General features: G+C 41.8%; 15 protein-coding genes and 1 pseudogene. 8 read left to right on the top strand and 8 right to left on the bottom strand.

The features are described 5' to 3' along the window. Positions 1-95: 95 nt before the first annotated feature. From ACEYW6_RS16895 to ACEYW6_RS16910, 4 genes are all read right to left on the bottom strand, one after another. Positions 96-1223 (bottom strand): 30S ribosomal protein S1, encoded by a 1128-nt coding sequence (locus tag ACEYW6_RS16895; RefSeq protein WP_196512490.1) that lies wholly within the window; start codon positions 1221-1223, stop codon positions 96-98. A 295-nt stretch (positions 1224-1518) separates the two neighbouring features. Beyond that, complete coding sequence (locus tag ACEYW6_RS16900; protein ID WP_084227385.1) at positions 1519-1626, bottom strand: photosystem II reaction center protein T; 108 nt, start codon at positions 1624-1626, stop codon at positions 1519-1521. A gap of 112 nt (positions 1627-1738) precedes the next feature. Next, the gene (gene psbB, locus ACEYW6_RS16905; protein WP_412980609.1) at positions 1739-3268 is read right to left on the bottom strand and encodes a photosystem II chlorophyll-binding protein CP47; all 1530 of its coding nucleotides are present in this window, start codon (positions 3266-3268) and stop codon (positions 1739-1741) included. Positions 3269-3715: 447 nt separating this feature from the next. Beyond that, positions 3716-4042, bottom strand: a complete 327-nt coding sequence (locus ACEYW6_RS16910) for a hypothetical protein (RefSeq protein WP_196512488.1) — start codon at positions 4040-4042, stop codon at positions 3716-3718. 579 nt (positions 4043-4621) lie between these two features. Here ACEYW6_RS16910 and ACEYW6_RS16915 point away from each other — a divergent pair. Next, positions 4622-6274 carry an ABC transporter substrate-binding protein gene (locus tag ACEYW6_RS16915; RefSeq protein WP_412980610.1) on the top strand — a complete coding sequence of 551 codons (1653 nt, stop codon included), beginning with the start codon at positions 4622-4624 and terminating at the stop codon, positions 6272-6274. Between the two features lie 136 nt (positions 6275-6410). After that, positions 6411-7436, top strand: a complete 1026-nt coding sequence (locus ACEYW6_RS16920) for an ABC transporter permease (RefSeq protein WP_196512486.1) — start codon at positions 6411-6413, stop codon at positions 7434-7436. A gap of 16 nt (positions 7437-7452) precedes the next feature. On the opposite strand, the pseudogene ACEYW6_RS16925 reads toward ACEYW6_RS16920, so the two are convergent. Next, positions 7453-8053, bottom strand: a pseudogene (locus ACEYW6_RS16925) (hypothetical protein). Between the two features lie 41 nt (positions 8054-8094). Further along, on the bottom strand, positions 8095-8637 hold the full coding sequence (locus ACEYW6_RS16930; RefSeq protein ID WP_412980611.1) for a hypothetical protein: 543 nt from the start codon (positions 8635-8637) through the stop codon (positions 8095-8097). A gap of 148 nt (positions 8638-8785) precedes the next feature. Here ACEYW6_RS16930 and ACEYW6_RS16935 point away from each other — a divergent pair, with 148 nt between their 5' ends. Next, complete coding sequence (locus tag ACEYW6_RS16935) at positions 8786-9898, top strand: AAA family ATPase (RefSeq protein ID WP_412980612.1); 1113 nt, start codon at positions 8786-8788, stop codon at positions 9896-9898. An 83-nt stretch (positions 9899-9981) separates the two neighbouring features. Continuing rightward, the gene (locus ACEYW6_RS16940) at positions 9982-12690 is read left to right on the top strand and encodes an ATP-binding protein (protein ID WP_412980613.1); all 2709 of its coding nucleotides are present in this window, start codon (positions 9982-9984) and stop codon (positions 12688-12690) included. A gap of 264 nt (positions 12691-12954) precedes the next feature. On the opposite strand, the gene ACEYW6_RS16945 is transcribed toward ACEYW6_RS16940, so the two are convergent. Beyond that, positions 12955-14070 (bottom strand): ABC transporter permease, encoded by a 1116-nt coding sequence (locus ACEYW6_RS16945; RefSeq protein ID WP_196512485.1) that lies wholly within the window; start codon positions 14068-14070, stop codon positions 12955-12957. A 133-nt stretch (positions 14071-14203) separates the two neighbouring features. After that, positions 14204-15085 carry an Npun_R2479 family HD domain-containing metalloprotein gene (locus ACEYW6_RS16950; protein WP_412980614.1) on the bottom strand — a complete coding sequence of 294 codons (882 nt, stop codon included), beginning with the start codon at positions 15083-15085 and terminating at the stop codon, positions 14204-14206. Positions 15086-15649: 564 nt separating this feature from the next. On the opposite strand from ACEYW6_RS16950, the gene ACEYW6_RS16955 reads away from it, so the two are divergent. From ACEYW6_RS16955 to ACEYW6_RS16970, 4 genes are all read left to right on the top strand, one after another. Beyond that, positions 15650-17107 (top strand): efflux RND transporter periplasmic adaptor subunit, encoded by a 1458-nt coding sequence (locus ACEYW6_RS16955; RefSeq protein WP_412980615.1) that lies wholly within the window; start codon positions 15650-15652, stop codon positions 17105-17107. A gap of 97 nt (positions 17108-17204) precedes the next feature. Then, on the top strand, positions 17205-20339 hold the full coding sequence (locus tag ACEYW6_RS16960; protein ID WP_412980616.1) for an efflux RND transporter permease subunit: 3135 nt from the start codon (positions 17205-17207) through the stop codon (positions 20337-20339). A 130-nt stretch (positions 20340-20469) separates the two neighbouring features. Further along, positions 20470-20946, top strand: coding sequence for a hypothetical protein (locus tag ACEYW6_RS16965; RefSeq protein ID WP_412980653.1), 477 nt, complete (start codon positions 20470-20472; stop codon positions 20944-20946). Between the two features lie 234 nt (positions 20947-21180). Beyond that, positions 21181-21435: a hypothetical protein gene (locus tag ACEYW6_RS16970; protein WP_412980617.1), complete on the top strand. Its 255-nt coding sequence runs from the start codon at positions 21181-21183 to the stop codon at positions 21433-21435. Positions 21436-21444: the final 9 nt, after the last annotated feature.

The raw sequence follows: 21444 nt of genomic DNA on the forward strand, positions 1-21444 counted from the left end.
TATTACCAATTCTCCACATAAAAAAAGAGGGAAAAACCCTCTTTATCCAATTATTTAATACTCTTACTTAAAAACAAGTAAAACTATAAAATGTATTATTCTTCAATAGCTGCTGGAATTTCCTCTTCAGTTTCCGTCGCTGCTGGAATCTCTTCTTCAATTTCCGCAACTACTGGAGTTACTTCCTCAAGTTCTGCTGCTGGTGGAATTTCTTCTTCAAGTTCCACTGCTGGTGGAATCTCCTCTTCAAGTTCCGCTGCTGGTGGAATATCTTCTTCTGCTACAACTTCCACAGGTGCAGCAGCCGCAGCAGTAGCACCTTGTTGCTTGGCTAGTAGCTGTTCACGATACTTAGCAGCCATTTCTTCTGCCTTATCGTAGACCAAATCCCGGTTTTTAATCATGTCACCGGGTTCGGGTTCTAGCTGCTTGGTAGATAGCGAAATTCGACCTCTTTCTGCATCCAAGTCAATGATCATAACTTTCACTTCATCATTGACATTGAACACGCTATGAGGTGTATCAATATGTTCGTGGGAAATTTCAGAAATGTGCAGTAGACCACTGACGCCGCCAATATCGATGAAAGCACCGTAGGGCTTGATGCCACGAACTGTACCAATTACTACTTCGCCGACTTCTAGGCGGTTCATCTTGCGCTCAACCAGTGCCCGACGGTGAGATAGAACTAAGCGGTTACGTTCTTCGTCCACCTCTAGGAATTTCAATGGTAAATCTTCGCCTACCAATTCTTCTTTAGGTTTGCGGGTACTGATATGAGAACCGGGGATAAAGCCACGTAATCCCTCAATTCGTACCAATGCTCCACCGCGATTGGTTGCAAATACGCCAGAACGGACAGTAGCATCTTCTGCTTGCAACTGTCGCACGCGCTCCCAAGCCCGCATATATTCAATACGGCGAATGGAAAGGGTTAATTGACCATCTTCGTTTTCATCGGTAAGGATGAAAAATTCTCGCGTTTCGTTTGACTGTAAGACTTCTTCCGGGCTATCTACCCGGTTAATAGACATTTCTTGTATAGGAATATATGCTGCGGTTTTAGCACCAATGTCAATCAGAGCGCCGCGCGGCTCTATACTGAAAACTGTTCCTGGGACAACATCACCAGGGCTAAAATGATAATCGTATTTGTCAAGTAGAGCAGCGAAATCTTCGTGAGTGAATCCAATTTCTGTAGCGGTTAAATTCTGATTGACCATGCTGATTTGTTCCTGGTTCTAGTCTCCGTAAAGGTTGTGCGACAAGCGCGATGTGCTATGCAAACAGTTTTATGGCAGCTTACATTAACATCCATTTTCATCCTAGCGCAGAAAAGCTAGTATTAACACATATCTACTCCCAAGATTGGAAATTATATCACAATATTAAAAATGATTGGTTGTTTACTTAGTAGTTAAAACCAACAAAGGACATACAAGATAATATCCGTTGCTACTAAGGATCGTAGCAACGGATACTAACATTAAATCCGCTTAAAGGTCTGGTATATAGGATCTACTTATCTTTTGGTTTTTCAAAGCGAGGGGGTTCGCGAAATGCGATCGCAAAGAAGAGAGTACCTATACACAGAGTAAAAATCAAGATGTACGCAACGCTTTCCATATTAAGATTTCCTGCCTATCGAGCCAGTAATTAAAGTTTTTAATGCTGAGTCGCCTGAGTGCTGAGTTAGAGCCTTAACTCGGAACTCAGCACTCATAACTCAGCCCTGAAATTAGAGAGCTTCCTTCCGGCGGGTTGACTTGTCACCCACTTTCTGGAAAAGACCCCACTCAACTTGCTCTTCTAGATCCGCATCAACACCAGCAAATACGTCTCGGTAGATCGTCCGAGAGCCGTGCCAGAGGTGACCAAAGAAGAACAACAGAGCAAATACTGCATGTCCAAAGGTAAACCAACCTCTAGGACTGGTGCGGAATACACCATCAGAGTTCAAGGTTTCCCGGTCAAATTCAAAGATTTCACCGCCTTGAGCTTTCCGGGCATACTTCTTCACATCAGCTGGTTCTGTAAAGGTTTTACCATTCAGATCGCCACCATAGAAGCTGACGGTGACACCAGATTGCTCGAAGCTATACTTAGATTCTGCCCGACGGAAGGGAATGTCAGCGCGGACAATTCCATCTGCGTCGGTCAAAATCACTGGGAAGGTTTCAAAGAAGTTGGGGAGACGACGCACGGTCAATTCCCTTCCTTCAGAATCTTTGAATACGGCGTGACCTTGCCAAGACTGAGCAATGCCATCACCCTTAACCATCGGCCCTGTACGGAATAGACCGCCTTTGGCGGGGCTATTACCTACGTAATCATAGAAAGCCAGCTTTTCGGGAATCTGCGACCAAGCTTGTTCAAGGGTTGCACCTTGGGCAACACTTGTTTGGACGCGTTGCTGAATTTCTTGACGGAAGTAGCCTTGATCCCATTGATAGCGGGTTGGGCCAAACAATTCGATGGGGGTGGCGGCATTACCGTACCACATAGTACCAGCAACAACGAAAGCAGCAAAGAAAACTGCTGCAATACTGCTAGAAAGTACTGTTTCAATGTTCCCCATCCGTAGGGCTTTGTAGAGCCGTTCGGGGGGTCTGACTGTGAGGTGGAATAAGCCTGCAATAATACCAACAACGCCAGCAGCAATGTGGTGAGCCACAATGCCACCAGGGTTATATGGGTTAAAACCATCTGGGCCCCATTCTGGTGCGACTGCTTGCGCGGCTCCAGTTATACCGTAGGGGTCAGTAACCCACATGCCTGGGCCAAATAGTCCGGTGAGGTGAAAAGCACCAAATCCAAAACAAAGTAGACCAGATAAGAACAGGTGAATGCCAAACATTTTTGGCAAATCTAAAGCGGGTTCACCAGTGCGGGGATCTCTAAAGAGTTCCAAATCCCAGTAAACCCAGTGCCATACGGCAGCCATGAACAAAAGACCGGAAAGAACAATGTGAGCCGCAGCAACACCTTCAAATGACCAGAAGCCAGGATCGGTTGCTGGGCCACCAGTAACGCTCCAACCACCCCAAGATTGGGTAACACCCAAACGTGACATGAATGGCAGGACGAACATTCCTTGACGCCACATTGGGTTGAGAACTGGATCGCTAGGGTCAAAAACAGCTAGTTCGTAGAGTGCCATCGAACCAGCCCAGCCTGCTACTAAGGCTGTGTGCATCAGGTGTACAGAAATCAGTCGCCCTGGATCATTCAGAACGACTGTATGTACTCGGTACCAGGGTAGTCCCATCGACTACGCTCCTCCTCGATGAGTTAGTTTACAAAGCAATTTTCTTACTGAGATTCTGAGAAACGAAACTCGCCACTCAGAAAACTCTCTCTTGTTTTTTGTTATTGCCACAGCCAGAACCTTACCACAGCCTAGTCTTATTAAGTCAGACAACGTGGGTGCTTTGGCAATGCTTACTCGCTTCGGGAGATTTACCCTGTAGGGTAGCCATCACTAAGCAAAAATGAGAATGTTTTAAAAAGTGTAACTATTGATGGAATTGTTTGCAAGCGTGTAAATTGATGCGATCGCGTAGCATCTCAAAGTTTTTTCGCTACCAATCCCTGTCGGGGATTAAATTTGCTTATCTTTTCTTGATGAGGGGAATTGGGGAGTAGGGAGAAAGAGATAAATTCTCATCTCATTCTCCCCCTTGCCCCCTGCCCCTCTGCCTCTTTGACCCACTATCTACTGAACCACCAATTGGATGTTTTGCAGGTGACACTTGGCCTCAGCTGTACCCAGGCGTTCGATTACCTGTTCGGCGCTCATCAGACGCTTGAGTACTACTTGGCCTATGGTCTTACTGGCAATTACAGGTGTTGTTGGCTTCACTTCCACTGTTAAAACGGCTTCTTCAACTCGATAAAGCCATAGCAATTCGTTTTGTTCCACTAAACAAATATTCATTCGCTGAATATCTGGTTGACGTCGCCATGCAGTTATTTGCCAGAGTCCATCAGATGCCCAGACTCTAGCAACTGCCCATCCCTCAGATAGAAAGAAATACTTCACGCTCTTAGTCTCACTTTTAGACTTTCAATCTGTTGTTTACGATATTGCGATCGCTTTATTCGCTGATGTATAAACACTAGATTTGTAAGTAAAACCATGTAGCCGTTCTCTACGAAAAACAACTTCACGGGTGTTTGTACCCCAGTAGCAACATGCAAAGTTTTAATGTACACTACTTGGCCTACCGTCAAAGCTTAACAAATCTATTCACTAGTAATTATGAATTTACGACAAATTTAGTCAATGTTTAAAATCTTAATTAAATAAAAGCTTTTTATTACTTAACGAATACCAAAGTTTATCTATTTGTTACTGTTTTTTGGTAACAAATAGTGCGATTGCACAAAAGCAATAAACTTAACTATGAAGTTGAGTAGTCGGCATAAATTTTAGAGTTAGTTGCCAACTCAGTCATAATATCTAGAAAATTTTTTCATATCTGGCTGCAAGTTATGTTTATCTATATACGTAATACGTATACTTAGCCACAGACATTGCTGTAATTAATTGTAAAAATCAAGCACAATATTCACAAATGTAGTAAAATTGCTGACCGCTGATATTAAATATTTTATTGCTATGACCTGGTTTTCCTTGTCCGTGAAACGGTGGGGTAGGATTACACAATTCCTATCTTTGTTCTGTCTATGTTTATGTTTAGTTGTTAGTTGCACTCCTCGCCCACAGCCAACTACGCCACCATCGGGTTCTGTGAATAGCCCTACAGGTGATGGTCGTATTACTATAGGTACAACAGCGAAACCGAGAACCCTTGATCCGGCTGATACTTATGAGTTAGCATCCTTAGGTTTGGTGTTTAATATGAGCGATCGCCTCTACACCTACGAACCAGGAAGCACAGAAATTAAACCCCAGCTAGCTACAGCATTACCTAAGGTTAGTCAAGATGGCTTAACTTATACCATCCCCTTACGTCAGGGTGTAGTTTTTCACGATGGAACTCCCTTCAATGCCCAAGCAATGGCGTTTACCATCAACCGCTTTATTCAAAATAAAGGAAAACCCTCTTTTTTACTAGGTGATATAGTAGATTCGGTAACTACCAAAGGCGAGTATGAGTTAAGCATTAAGCTGAAAAAGCCCTTTGCAGCATTTCCTTCACTGTTAGCGTTTCCTGGGGTGTGTGCAGTTTCGCCAAAAGCCTACGAACTCGGTGCAGGTAAATTCAAGCCGAATATTTTTGTGGGGACTGGCCCTTACAAGTTAGCGCAGTATGGTACTGATTCAATACGATTTGATGCATTTGATAAGTATTGGGGAGAAAAACCAGCTAACAAGGGTGTTAATCTCCAAATTCAAACTAGTCCCGTTAATTTGTTCAATGCTTTCCGTACAGGCGCAATCGATGTAGCTTATCTGTCGCTACAGCCAGATCAAAATCGTAGCTTAGAAGAAGGTGCTAAAAAAGGAGATTGGCAAGCGATCGCTGCTCAAGGTAGCGTAGTAAGTTATATGGTATTAAACCGGAATCAGCAGCCTTTAGATAAACCAGAGGTAAGACAAGCGATCGCATCAATCATTGACCGTCCACTTTTAAATCAGCGAGCCTTACTTGGTCAAGCAGATCCGCTCTATAGCATGATTCCCACGACATTCAATGTTTCCCAGCCATTATTTAAAGATAAATATGGCGATGCTAACTTTGAGCAAGCTAAAAAATTATTAACTACTGCTGGTTTCTCCAAAGAAAATCCCGCAAAAGTACAAATTTGGTATCCTTCGAGTTCGCCTACTCGGAGTTTGGCAGCACAGACACTCAAATCCCTTGTTGATGCCAAGATGGATGGAATTCTGCAATTTGAAGTCACCCAAGCGGAAGGGCCAGCCTTTTTTAAAGACATTTCCAAGGGATTATATCCAGCAGCTTTACTTGATTGGTATCCAGACTTTTTAGACCCAGATAATTACGTTCAACCGTTTTTGTCTTGTGACAAAGGTTCAGTTGCTAAAGGATGCGAAGATGGAGGCAGTCAAACTCAGGGTTCGTTTTACTATAGCGAAGCCATGAATAAACTGATTGATCAGCAACGCAAAGAACTAAATCCCGAAGCGCGTCAGAAAATTTTTACCGAAATTCAAACGCAAGTAGCGACTGATGTACCTTATGTTCCTTTATGGCAAAGCAAAGACTATGTATTTGCCCGAAATGGTGTGAGCAGCGTACAACTTAATCCTACCCAAATTCTGGTTTATCAAAGAATTAAAAAGTAGTCATTGGTCATTGGTCATTAGTAATAACTGTTGACCATTGACTTTTGACTATTAAATAAAATATTTTATGCTCAATATATTTCTAGTTAATAGCTAAGATAATTCTAAAAACTGCATTTTAAATTTTGAATTGCTTATGTCTCGTTCTAAAGCTTTACAGTATTACATTGTTTCTCGGTTACTTCTCGCGCCACTTCAGCTATTAACAATCATCACGATTGTATTTCTTTTACTAAGAGCAACACCAGGAGATCCAGCAGATGCAATTCTCGGTGGACGTGCGCCAGAAGCTGCTAAAGAGGAATTGCGAAAACAACTTGGTTTAAACCTTCCCCTGTGGCTACAGTACCTAAACTATTTAGGAAGCATACTACGCTTTGACTTGGGAACTTCTTTAATGAGTCGCGGACAGAATGTTTGGGACATAATTGGGCAATATTTCCCGGCGACGGTGGAGTTAGCAGTATCTAGTATGGCAGTTGCACTCATCGTTGGAATTGCAGTCGGGACTCTTTCCGCGTCTCGTCCTGGGACATATTTTGATGTCGGTGGGCGCTTATTTGGGATCATCACCTACGCACTCCCCATGTTTTGGGCGGGAATGCTTTTGCAGTTGATTTTCTCAGTCCAATTGGGTTGGTTTCCCAATTCCAACCGCTTTCCACCCAATCTTCCGGCTCCCACTACTGTCACTGGATTGTATACAATTGATAGCTTACTCGGTGGAAACTTCACTCAGTTTTTCACATCTTTGCACCATCTTGCCCTACCGAGTCTCACACTAGGAATTTTGCTCAGTGGGATTTTTGAGCGAATTGTGCGAGTGAATTTAAAGCAAACCTTGCAAGCAGATTATGTAGAAGCAGCTAGAGCTAGGGGTATTGGTGAAAATAAGATTTTAGCCTCTCACGCTTTAAAAAATGCTTTAATTCCAGTAATTACAGTCTTGGGATTAACCTTTGCGTCTCTGTTGGGTGGAGCGATTTTGACAGAGGTAACATTTTCTTGGCCTGGGTTAGCTAATCGACTGTATCAAGCGATCGCAGATCGTGATTATCCCACAGTTCAGGGAGTGCTAGTATTTTTTGGTGCGATCGTTGTCAGTGCCAGTATTTTGATTGATATTTTAAATGCTTATGTAGATCCGCGAATTCGATATTAAGCTGTTTGACATTTTGTTAACCTTCTTGAGAAATACTACTGGCTAAAATCCCAAGAATTTTATTCACATCTTTGAGATAATATTCGCTTAAATCAATGGTCAATGTTTGTTCTTCTAATTTCAAGAATTGCCAAATACTGCCTGTTGTAACTGCACCGTAAATTGTTTTAATCTCAGTTGCAGCTTGCTCATTAAATATTTGGGCTGCTACCATTTCCGCCGCACACTGACCCAAACCCCCATTAATATTTTCTTTTTTAGCTTCTACAACTGTAATTACTGGTACTGTCAAAATTAGAATTTCTGGAGATTTGGTAATAATAAAATCGCAAGTGCCGTTTAATCCTTTGCTATTATCGACAGTAAAATCTACTCCAGAAAATAAACTAACTTGTTCGTGTAATTGTCGGCGTAAATCAACTAAAATGGGAGCAATAATTAAAACGAGCTTTTTCGCTATTACTTCCTAAAGCAATATCGAGATTATAGTTGAGTGTTTCTCCAAGTAAATTACTCGCTGTTAATTCAGAAACACCAGCGAAGATATTGCGTTTTTCTAATGTGCTTAAACTAAAGTCTTGTTTTGCTTTAGCTAAACTAAACTCGCTGTAAGCCATAAAACTATTACTCTCTTTCGCTTTTAAATATAAGACTGAAATTACCGTCCAACGTCTAAGTTAAAATAGAAACTATTTTCTACAACTCTGTTGCTGCCAACATATTTGATAATAGGGATGCTAACTCGGTGCTGTCCTGGTTCAAGCGTCCAAGTTTGTTGAAAATTACCAATATTATGACAAGCAGCATTAATTGGGAAGTTACTAGGAGTGGAAAGTCCATTTTTATAACTCTCAACTCCATTTGGAAACAGATAAACTTTTACTTCTACTCGATTGACCGGAGCTTTAGATGGTATGCAATAGGTTAGATTTGATAATCTTAGAATATCTCCGGCTTTTAAAGGTATGCGATCGCTATTTTTTACTTGCTGAGGTTCGTTGCTATTAAACTGCACTGTAAGATTATCAACGCATACTTTAGCCACAGTAACTTTATCACACGTTGTAGAAGTGGCGATGACAGAGGGTGACTCTAGAGAAGGTTTGTTCCCAAGCCCCATTATGGCAGGCACTCCGGCAGCTACTATGGTGGCGGTGGCAGCGATAAGAACAAGTGCAAGCTGTTGTCTAAAAGTTGTCATTTCTCAAACTCCTCAACTTTTGTGCTGTAACACCATCATCACTTGAGACACAGGCTCTATAGGTAGGCGCTAGTAGGAAGTTTGAGTGATTAAATTGTTGTAAGGGAAAGTAGGCAAATGTAGGTTTGTAGGGTAAAGTATTACACTAATGGCTGATTTTGACTTCGCTCTGCCAATTCAATTACGCCTAATGGACTCAAAACAAGCGTTAGCATTCATTAATGCGCTGTTTGCTAAAAAGACTAATCAAGTCTTAAATGAATTGGAAGAACAGCTTTTTTTAGGAATCTGGGAAGGTCAGATTTATTCAGATATTGCTACTCAGACTATTCTCTCTGAGCAATATTTGAGAGATGCAGGTGCAAATTTATGCAAAAAGATTACAAAAGATTTAGGGATAAAAGTTAATAAGAGAAATTTTAAAAATCAAATTAAATATCATTATCAACAGCATTCAGAAACAACTTTACCTTCCCAACAATCAATTGTAGAGCCAATTAATCTAGCACAAGGAGATGAATCACAGTCAGATAATCTATTACAACGAAATCATAATCCCTTCATTCCCCTTAATGGCAGAGTCGAAGAAAAGTATCTATTCTTTGACCGAGAGGGCGAAATTCGGCGAGTATTTGAGGTGTTGAATAGCGGTAGTAGTGTTGTTTTAATTGGTGAAGAGGCAATCGGAAAATCCTCGCTGCTATTGATGATTCGCCAAGAAGCAGAAACTCGTCTAAACGTTAAACGTCAGCCAGTTTTCTTAGACTTGAATTTACTTCATAATGAAAGTCAATTTTATAGTGCCTTGTGCTACGAGATTGGTATACCCGAAAGTAAAGACTATCAGTTAACTCGCAATTTGCGAAGTTGTAAAATACTACTGGCTATAGACAATGTAGGAAAACTTACAGGCGAAGGTTTTACTCGCAACATAAGGGATTATTTGCGCGGTTTAGCTGAAGGAGGTAATGCTCCGTTAAAGCTGATTTTAGCTGCCATCGAACCCCTAAACAACCTATTTAATGATAGTCAGGAGCAAGGTAATACTTCTCCGTTAGCAGGTATTTGCCAAGAGGAACACATTCATCCTTGGGATGAAGCTACTATCCGTGCTTTTATTACCAACCGTTTGGCTAGAACTTCAGTTAGTTTTACTGAAGAAGAAATCATCCAACTCATCCAAGAAAGTGGCGGACATCCTCGAAAACTCATGCAAATGTGTTATCGAACTTATTCGCGGTATGTGGAGAGTTTGCAATGAAATATAGTGCTTTACATCTCCTTTGCAAAGGAAGGTAATTTAGGGAATTAGGTTTTTTTACAGGTAAAGAAGGAGACTGAATAATGACCCAATACCTCGCTGTACCTCGCTTAGAATTAGCACCTAAATTGAGGCGACCTCTGTCACTTTGGAATCCCTTGGATTATATGCGCCTATTGCACTGGGTATTTTTCTTTCCCCAAGCTTTACGATGGTATACACTTTGGTACACACAAAACTTGCCGGAAGGATTTTTTATTCCTGAAAATCTGAATTGGAAGAATGCTTGGGGATTATTGCCTAATAAGACTATAGGTAAATTATTTTTACAGGGTTTAATATTAGCGATTATTCTAGCATTAGGTCAGGTCTTTATTTTACAAAAAATAGGTTTTACATTAAATTATTTATATGTATTAGCTGGCATTTCTTTAATATTTATTGGTTATTTTTTATTCTTATATCTATTTTATCTGTCTAGTTATGAATCGAATAGAAATAATTATTATATAGAAATTTTAAAAAGCTGGATAAGTTGGGGGCTACCTTTATTTATCAATTTAAGTATTACTTTTAATCTATTTTATAGTATTAGTGCTTTGCCATCCAAAGAACAATCGTCAGATATATTAACTACTTTAATTTTCTCAATATTACGATTTATTTGGTTAAGTATATCTATTCAAACAGCTGTTGTAATTCTAGTAGATGTAGCAAATATTGAATCATTTTTTATAATTAGCATATTTATATTTGCATTTATTATAACGAATTTTCTAGTCATTTTTCAAAATCTTCCAGTTGAGTTTGGATTAGTAAAATCTACACTATTTATTTTATTATCAGGTATTGCCTCCATATTAGTTGTATGTTTTATATTCTTACGTCCTGATGACTGGCTTTTAAGTTTATTTAGAAAAAAAAACTTATGTAACGATAATAGAGGGCAGCAATTTCCCCATGTAACTCCAATACCTTTTCCCTATCTATCTGAACAATTGAAAATTTGGTTACATCATAATTGGGAAGAAGGAGCAATAAATGGTAAAAAACTTTTTTCTTATACTTTTCAATTTATACCTATTATCAAAGCTCTTAATCAAGTTTTAGCTGAAACAGATTTAGACCAAGTAGTATATCGTGTAGCACAATTGGCCGAACCTCCTTACAATTGGGAATTGATTCGTTGTCTTTGTGGTTATCTATTTCCTCTATCGTATCGATTGGATACTCCTGCTGCTGCTACTGCTGCTGGATTTTGGTTTTTACATCAAAAAAATCTTCGTGAGTCCACAGAAGCTTTTGCTGCTGTACGTTCTCTAAATCATGGGTCAGAGATGTATATTCTTACTCGAACTTTGTTTAACTTTGATAGAGCTAAGAATTTAAATAATATTGCTGCCCTTAAAATACAAAATTTTCCAATAGAACGTTTGTTACGCCCGGAGACTTGGAAGGCAATTGCTAGTTTGCGTCGAGTTGCAGAAGATATCAAAGTTATTAGGGATAGTTCGTCTCGTTCTGCCAGAGCCTTTGCCCTCAGCCGTGCTATTGGAGAACTTAAAAGTTTGCGAGACAATTATGATATTTTACCTGAACTTGAACGAGAGCTAATCAAAAAAATAACGATTAATTGGTCAGTAGCCCTAATGGATGTAGCTACTGAGGTAGGGCAAGTTCGCATCGATCATCGTGTGGCTAATCCCTACATAGTTGGCGATCCCGTTCAAGGAAACCTTTTCATTGGGCGAGAAGATGTTATCAAGCAACTACAAGAACTTTGGGTGCTGGGTTATCAACTTCAGTCTGTAGTTATCTACGGTCACAGGCGCATGGGCAAAACCTCTATCTTGCTTAATGCTACTAACCGTCTAGGGTCAGGAATCAAGCTAGCATATGTCAATTTACTGCGTTTGGGAGATAGCCCTCAAGGTGTTGGTGAAGTATTAATGGCAATTAGTGATGAAATCTCTCAAGCTGTACAACTTGCACCTCCTGCTGATTGTGATTTGCTGAATCTTCCCTACCGAACTTTTGAACGGTATTTGAAACAAGCGGAATCAAATTTAGAAGGTGGGCTAATTATTGCCTTAGACGAATTCGAGAAGATTGAAGAATTGATTGATGCTGGCAAAATACCTTCAGACTTTATGGGTTATCTGCGAGGGTTGGTGCAAATGAGTTGTAAAGTCGCTTTTGCCTTTGCTGGTTTGCACACTTTAGAGGAGATGACAGCAAATTACTTTCATCCATTCTTTGGAAGCTTAATTAATATCCATGTCAGCTTTCAAGAACGTGCAGCTACGCGCCAAATTCTAGCTAACCCAGGTAATGAAGACTTCCCCCTCGACTACATCCCGGAAGCTTTAGATGAAATTTATGCTTTGACACACGGTCAACCATATTTAGTGCAACTGCTGGGTTTTCAGCTAGTGCGCGGCTACAATGACTTTGTTTTTGAGCAAGGGCGATCGCATGACCCAGTTTTCACTCTAGAAGATGTGGAAGCAGTTATCAATGACCCTGAGTTTTTCAAGCGGGGACGCTACTACTTTGATGGAGTTTGGGGTCAGGCAGCGCGGGGTGCTGAGGGTCAACAAGCAATTGTACAAGTGCTTGCACCTCACCCAGAAGGGGTAAGTCTGGATGCCTTAGCTCAGTCTACAGGTATGAATGACGCTGATTTACAGGAAGCACTGAATACTCTGAAGCGTCATGATGTCGTTGAGGAAACTCAGGGAAGTTGGCGGATTATGGTAGAACTTTTTCGCCGTTGGGTTTTGCAGCAGTAGAGTAAAGCGATCGCATTTGCTATTTCGGCGACAGCATTTGTTATTTTAGCGATCGCATTTGCTATTTCGGAGTACGCATTTGCTATTTCAGCGTTCGCATTTGTTACTTCGGCGATCGCATTTGCTACTTCGGAGTACGCATTTGTTATTTCGGCGATCGCATTTGCTATTTCGGGGTTCGCATTTGCTATTTCAGCGACTCCATTTGCTACTTCTGCGATCGCATTTGTTATTTCAGCGATCGCATTTGCTATTATTGAGGGCTTATCTTCTTAAACTACGTGGGTCAAGTGCATCTCTCAGCCCATCACCAAGTAAATTGAATGCCAACACTGTCAGGATAATCAGCACAGCCGGCGGCCAAATTAACCAAGGTTGCAACACCAAAATTGAAGCATTGCTCGCTAGAGAAAGCATATTTCCCCAAGAGGGGTCTGGTTGTTGAATTCCCAAACCGATGAGACTCAATATCGCTTCTGCGCCAATAAAGCTGGGAATTGCAAGAGTCGCAGAGATAATTACATAACTAGCCGTTTGTGGCAAAACGTGGCGGAGGATGATATAAATTGGGTTCCCGCCCATCGCGCGTGACGCTTGGACAAATTCTCGCTCTTTAATTGATAGTACCTGTCCTCGAATGACCCGTGCTAAACCAGCCCAGCTAATAACCGAAGTAATCACCACAATCAGCAAAAATCGCTGGGTACTGCTTAAACCAGCTGGTAAGACTGCTCCCAAAGTCACCAAAAGATAAATACTAGGGAAGGTCATTAGCACTTCTGCCAAGCGCATAATGAGGCTATCAGTGACACCGCCGAAATAGCCGGAAATCCCCCCTATGAGCAAACCGAGGGGATAGGTAATGATAATGCCAAAAATACCGATAAACATACTGATGCGACCGCCATGTAGAAGGCGACTAAATTGGTCGCGGCCTTGGTCATCAGTCCCCAATATATTGACTTTTGCACCGCTTGTTGTGCCAAATAAATGCCAATTTAAAGGGATACCAGGAAAGATTGTGACTTCATCCCAATTTGGGGGTAGCGGCAAACTCATCTGCAACAAGCGGTATTCTGGCCCAGAGACAAATAGACGCAGGGGTGAGGGCTTTGTCAAGTCTACAATGAGTTTGCGATCGCCTGTTTCTAAATTAGTGTCTCCCTGAGTCGTGGGATAAACATGGGGCCCGATAAACTGCCCTGACTGAGAAACCCAGTGTATCTTAGTTGGTGGCAGCAGTGAACCATTCGGCTGTGAAGCATAGGGATCATAAGGAGCCACGAAATCAGCCGCAATTACTGCTATGTAGAAAATTAAAAGCAAAATTGCCCCAAATCGTGCCAAAGGATTTTTCTTCAGTCGTCGCCACCAATCCATAGTAGTTAGGAGTTATAAATTATGACTTATGAGTTATTAAACTTTTATCTTAATTCATAACTCATGATTAATAATTCTTAACTCCCAACTCCCAACTCCTAACTCCCAACTCCCAACTCTCAACTCCTAACTCCTAACTCCCAACTTCTAACTTCTCTAAATACCGCTGCTGTTCTTGCTGTTGTTTTTCATGTTCTACAACAAACACATTTGAGTAGAGATTAGCGAGAATTTGTTTTCCCTGTTGTGTCAGTGACAGATAGTGCAGTCCCTCTTGGATATAGGGATAGACACCATTCCAGTAAAACTTCGCGTAGTTATTACGTAAATCGGCAGGGGTTTTATAGCCCAAAACTTTATTTACACCAGTTTCTTCAAACTCGTAAAATAAAGAAGTAATTTTCTTCAAGTAACGCGGGTCGCTTAGTTGACCAATTAAATCAGCAGCACGTACTAATCCTGCAAAGCACTTTGTATCTTGATGATCTTCTGCCGCAGGTACGGGAAATCGAGTCAATTCAATATTGCTCTTAATTGCCTCAGCATCTATTAACTTGTGACCTCCAAAACGCTCATCAATAAAAAGCTTGGCTCTATCAACATGATACGGCGTGAGACTGGCATCAGAAGCGCCAGGAGCTACAGAAATCATTTTGCCATTTTTACCTGTGGCATATAAGTCTGCTGCTTCTCGATCTTGTCGGCAAACTCCCTTAACGTAGCCAATATCATGACACACTAAGGAGATAATACAATGCAACCAGTCTTCGCTGGAAACACCGCCTTCTCTAATGTGTTTGCCACGTAAGATTTCTTGACCCACTAGGGTGACAAGGACAGTGTGTTCGACATTGTGATAAAGGGCATCGCTATTGGCAATGTTTTCCAAAGCCATGTTACCAGCCCAGGCGATAATGTCCTGATAATCATTTTTGAAGCAGCCATAGGTGCGACGGTAGCCTTCTCGAATTTCATTTACAAAGGCATCAATTAAAATTTCAGTGGCATTGAACATATTTGGTTACTCTGGTAAATACCAATTATTTATTGATTTCATTGATTGATTTCAAAATTCCATTATCAGGGCCACCCTTGCTGGAATTTAAGGCAATGGAGTTTGCTCCTTTGTAACTCACGTGTAGCTGTGGACGCTACTATGCCTAGATATATGGCTTTCTAGCAGCACAAAGGCTTTAGAGGGATTATGATTTGCGTATAAAATAATTTTTAGTGTAAAAAAGCATATTATAAATAGTTCAAATTTTAATTAGATAAATCTAGATTATATTCATCAGTTTTTCATATCTAACCATTGGTTGACAGTGATCTAAATACATATGGTGTGTGACCTAGAGTATCTAAATAAGATGAGATAATTTTTTGTATTATAATTTACATAAAATTTATAAGTATGATTTGTTAGTAATTTCTCTTAGTTAAAAAGTTGTATTATATACTGTTTTACGAGAAAGACATTTACGATGAAATGCGTCATAGTTTATATGAAGTAAATAAATTTCAAGTTTTCTTAAGAAAATACCAAGATTGGTATGCATAGACAGAAAGTGGAGGTAGGACTGTGAGCGATGAAAGTGTTTCAGAAGTCGAGGTGGAGCAACCTGTAACATCTGAAGATGGTGGCTTTTTGAGCAAATCAGATCAAAAATCAAACAGGGCATGGTTGAAACCATTATTCTTAGGTGCTGGTTTAGGAATCGCGATCGCCTTTGGTGGGATGGGTGTAATCAGCCGTCTTCCATCCCGTCAACAAAGCGCGGTAGCGGATAAAAAAGTTAACCCAGCGATGACAGTTACCATCGCCACAGTAGAAACCGCCCGTGTTTTCCGTACTCTCAAAACTACTGGAACTGTAGCAGCACACGATTTAATTCCAGTCTTACCGCAGGCAAACGGCTTACAAATCAAAAGCATCCCCGAAAATGTAAAAGAAGGGGCTTTTGTCAAAAAAGGCCAAGTGTTGGCGGTGTTGGATGGTTCCATACTGCAAAGCCAAATTAGCCAAGCAAAGGCAGATGTGGAATCAAAACAAGCAGATGTGGAATCAAAACAAGCAGATTTAGCAGCCAAACAGGCAGATTTAGCATCAAGTAAAGCCATAGTGCAGCAAAAACAAGCAGATTTAGCTCAAGCTAAGGCGAAGTTAGAAGAAGCAGCCAAGAATTATCAGCGCTATCAACAACTGGCTGACTCTGGAACGATTAGTAAGCAAGAACTCGATACTCGTTCCTACGCCGTGAAAACTGCCATAGAAGTTGTGAATCTGTCCGAAGAAAATGTGCGTAGTGCCCAGGCCAATATCGGCAGCGCCCAGGCTAATATTGGTAACGCCCAAGCTATCATCAACAAAGCCAAAGCCGATGTCCGCAGCAGTGCTGCTAAGGTGCAACAACTACAAACTCAGTTGGGACAAACTGTGGTGCGATCGCCGGTTTCTGGAGTAATAGCTGAGAAACTGGCTAGAGTAGGTGATGTGACTGGTGTACCGCCGCAAACCCAGGTGGGAACTGTGATTGGTGGCACACAAAAGCTATTTTCAATTATCCGAGATGAAAAGTTAGAACTTCAGGCGAAGGTGCCCGAAATTCAACTAACTCAAGTGAAAATTGGCGCATCCGTGCAAATTACTTCTGATGTCGATCAGCGCGTGCGATCGCAGGGACGAGTCAGAGACATACAGCCACAGGTGAACGATCAAAGACGGGAAGCTACAGTCAAAATTGACTTACCACCAACAACTTTACTTAAACCAGGGATGTTTGCTAGTGCTGCAATTACTACTAACTCAGGGATGAGAATGGTAGTACCACAAAAAGCAGTGCAATCCCAAGCCGATGGAAGTGTAATTGTATTTACCTTATCGAGTGGAGATATAGTCCGCAGCCAAAAAGTAGAGTTAGGAGATCCCACCAATGGCGACAAAGTGGAAATCAAGAGTGGGTTGCAATTAGGCGATCGCGTCGTAGTTGATGGTGCAGGATATCTCAAAGATGGCGACAAGGTTCGAGTCGCAAATTGAAGAAGTCAGAATTCTGAATGCAATCAGTTGGGGATTCAGACTCTTTGATGTGAGATGTCTAATCCAAAATCCAAAATCCAAAATCTAAAATTTCCTAATGTCCTTTAATATCTCAGCTTGGTCGATCAAAAAACCTGTTCCCACGATAGTTTTATTTTTAATTTTGACGATTGTGGGTTGGTTCTCCTTCATATCCTTGGGGATTGATACTAACCCAAATATTGATGTGCCAACAGTTTCGATAAAAGTCAGCCAACCGGGTGCAGGCCCAACAGAACTAGAATCCCAAGTGACGAAAAAAATTGAAGATGCCGTCGCAGGGTTGGGCAATATCGATTTTATGATTTCCACAGTCAGCGATGGGAATTCTAATACGACAATCAATTTTGTTTTGGGAACAGATAGCGATCGCGCCACCAATGATGTTCGGAATGCGATCGCTCAAATTCGCCAAGACTTACCCCAAGATATCAACGATCCAATTGTGGAACGCCTGGAATTTTCCGGCGGCCCGGTGATTACTTACGCAGTTAAATCAGATCAGCGTTCTGTAGAAGAATTAAGCAACCTCGTAGACCAAACCATTAGCCGCGCCTTATTAGGAGTCCGTGGTGTGGCACAAATTCAGCGCGTGGGTGGAGTTGATCGAGAAATTCGGATTAACCTCAATCCAAACCGCTTACAATCTCTAGCTATTACCGCCACCCAGGTAAACGACCAAATCCGCGCTTTGAATATTAACTTACCCGGCGGACGGGCCGAAGTTGGTGGTAGCGAACAAAGTATCCGCACCTTAGGAAGTGCCGACAGTGTGGATATGTTGAAAACCTACGAAATCCTCTTACCACAAGGTGGTTCCGTACCTTTATCCACCTTGGGAACCATAGAAGATAAATTTGGCGATGTGCGTCAAGCCGCCCGCTTGAATAATCAACCTGTGGTAGCTTTCCAAGTGTTGCGTAGTACTGGCAGCGTTCTGGTGAGTGTGGAAGAAGGAGTAAAAGCAGCAGTCAAAGAACTGGAAAAAACCCTTCCCGCAGATGTCAAACTGGATTTAATTTTTACTAGAGCCGATATTGTTCGCCAATCCTACCAAAGCACCATTGATGAATTGATTCAAGCTTCGGTGCTAGCGGTCATCGTTATTTTAGTATTTTTGCGGGACTGGCGAGCAACATTAATTACGGCTGTTGCCTTACCTTTGTCAATAATTCCCACCTTCGCAGTGCAGCAAGCCCTTGGTTACACCCTCAACAACATGACTTTATTGGCATTAGCGTTGGCGGTGGGCAACTTGGTAGATGATGCCGTTGTGGAAATTGAAAACATGGAACGGCACATGGCTATGGGTAAATCATCTTGGGAAGCTGCTTTTGATTCTTCTAACGAAGTAGGATTAGCAGTAATAGCAAGTGCCGCGACGATTATTGCGGTGTTTCTGCCCGTTGCCTTTATGGGTGGGATTCCGGGGCAATTTTTTCAACCATTTGGTGTTACCGTTGCCGTTTCCACAATTTTTTCTACTCTTGTAGCGCGGATGGTTACGCCGATGATGGGGGCGTATCTTTTAAAGGAGAAGGGGGCAGGGGGCAGGGAGCAGGGGGCAGGGGGAGTAATAAAATTTTTGAATTTCAAATTTGCACTTCCAGGTAGCGGTAACGGAAGTAGAAATAGAACTCAAAAGCGTCAAGGTTTTCAACCTTATAGATCAATCCTCCAGTGGGCGTTACGTCATAGATTGACAACAATGGCGATCGCTTTAGCTTTCTTCATTGCCAGTGCGATGCTGGTTCCCTTAATTCCCAAGGGTTTTGTTGATGATGGTGACTTCGGAATTTCCAACGTATCTATAGAATTACCTCCTGGTTCCACTTTGTCAGACGTTAATAAGGTAGTCACACAAGCGACTGATATCATCCGACAAAACCCAGTAGTTGAACGTGTACTAGCAATAGAAGAGATCAATTCTGCAACCCTTGCCATTAATCTCAAACCCAGAGAAGAACGAAATATTTCCCAAAAACAGTTTGAGGAAGAAGTACGCCCTTCCTTTGAGGAAATACCGGGAGCTAGAATTAGTTTCCAAAGTCAGTCACCAGGTGACAGTCGGAAAGGTTTATCAATTGTTCTGAGGAGTGAAAATCCCGAAGCATTGAGTCAAGCTGCTGATGCTCTAGAAAAGCAGATGCGATCGCTAGCCGGATTAGTAGAAGTATCTTCGACTGCGAGTTTAGTTAAACCAGAGATTTTGGTCATTCCCAACCCACAACGAGCCGCAGATTTGGGAGTGACAGTGCAAGCGATCGCTCGGACTGCTTCCCTTGCCACCATCGGCGACAATGATGCAAACTTGGCAAAATTTAATTTGAGCGATCGCCAAATTCCCATTCGTGTACAAATCGATCCGAAAGCGCGGGCTGACATCAATACAATCACAAATCTGCAAGTCCCCAGTCAAAATGGCAGCTTGATTCCCCTCGTCGCAGTTGCAGACATCCGCTTTGGTAGTGGCCCTGCTACCATCAACCGTTACGATCGCGCCCGTCAAGTTGCCGTAGAAGCCAATTTGCAAGGAATTTCTTTAGGAGAGGCAGTCCAGACAATCAACGAACTACCTGCGATGCAAAACTTACCGCCAGGAGTAGTACAGCAATCATCAGGTAGCGCCAAAATTATGCAAGATATTTTCGGTCGCTTGGGCGGTGCATTAGGACTGGCATTAATGTGTATCTATGCGATTCTGGTGCTGCTGTATAACAACTTCCTCCATCCATTGTCGATTATGGCAGCCTTGCCCTTTTGTTTAGGCGGCGTATTGGTAGCGTTGATGGTTGCCCAAAAGCCCTTGGGGCTTTATGCCCTGATTGGTGTCGTGTTGCTGTTAGGGATTGTCACCAAAAACTCGATTCTGTTAGTTGACTACACAATCATCAACATGGAAGAAGGTAAAACCCAACGTCAGGCACTTGTTGAATCGGGTGTGTCACGTCTGCGCCCGATTATGATGACTTCTTTAGCAACGATCGCAGGTACTCTCCCCCTAGCATTAGGAATTGGCGCAGGTTCTGAAGTTCGCCAACCAATGGGAATTGCTATTATGGGCGGTTTCACAACTTCCACCCTACTGACATTGCTGGTAGTGCCAGTGATATTTAGCTACATTGACAACTTCCAAACTTGGATTATGCATACATTGCGCTATGGCTTTGGTAAGAAACCATCGCGCCAATAATAAAAATAATAAAGACGCGATAAATCGCCGTCTCTACAATCAAATCGTATTGCTTCCGCCCCTGTACTATTGTGCGATCGCATTTACCAGTGGGAATCATAACAAACAGATTTATTACAGTAAATATCCAATGGCATACCAAAACATTACCGCATCCCTTTCCCCAGCAGATATCCAAGAAATTAAAGCTGCCTTTGCGACTATCCAAGCAAAGATGCCTTTTCTTGTTACCCTGAGTGCAGAAGAACGACGCAATTTATTTAAGATGGGCGATAAAAGACTAGCTTTTGTCAACAATAGCCTGATTGCTGCCCAATCTAACCGAGATATTTTACCAGCCAGTTTTGATTTAGATGAATTTGTGCGGGATTATCAACTAGCTGCTAACCTCACCGAAGTTTTGATTGGACTGCGACAACTAACAGAACAGGTAGATGATACCCTAATGGCTGTTGGTAGTGAAGCAATGGGTAGCAGTTTGACAGTTTATGATTACGTCAAGACAGCTGCTAAGAAAACTCCAGGGTTAAAAACTATTGCTGAACAATTAGGCGAACGGTTTAAAGCTATTAAAAGTAAACCCGCGAAAGCTGCATCTAATTCATAGCCTGTAAACATTGCCAGACCTCATGTAGAGACGCGATTTATCGCGTCTAAAAAACTGGCATGTTAGAGAGACGTGATAAATCGCCGTATCTACAGAGAATGTACTGTCAATTATTCCTTGACAGACTACTATTTTCGACTTGTGTGTACGCTATAGCTCTGACTCGGAGAGGGACAGGCTTGAAGTAAAGTTCAAGGCAGCAAGAGGTTTATCAAATTTACATTAAATGAGTCTTTGATACTCGTAAATGAACCTCGAAGCATCGGCGATGAACCTCGAAGCATCGGCGATAAACCTCAGAGCATCGGCGATGAACCTCAAAGCATTGACGATGAACCTCAGAACTTCGTTAATGAACCTCAAAGCATCGGCGATGAACCTCAGAGCATTGACGATGAACCTCAAAGCATTGACGATGAACCTCAAAGCATTGACGATGAACCTCAGAACTTCGTTAATGAATCTTTAATACTCGTTCACGAGCATTAAAGACTCTCA

Origin of the sequence: Nostoc sp. UIC 10607, from assembly GCF_047228265.1 — a bacterium.
Classification (GTDB): Bacteria; Cyanobacteriota; Cyanobacteriia; order Cyanobacteriales; family Nostocaceae; genus Nostoc; species Nostoc foliaceum_A.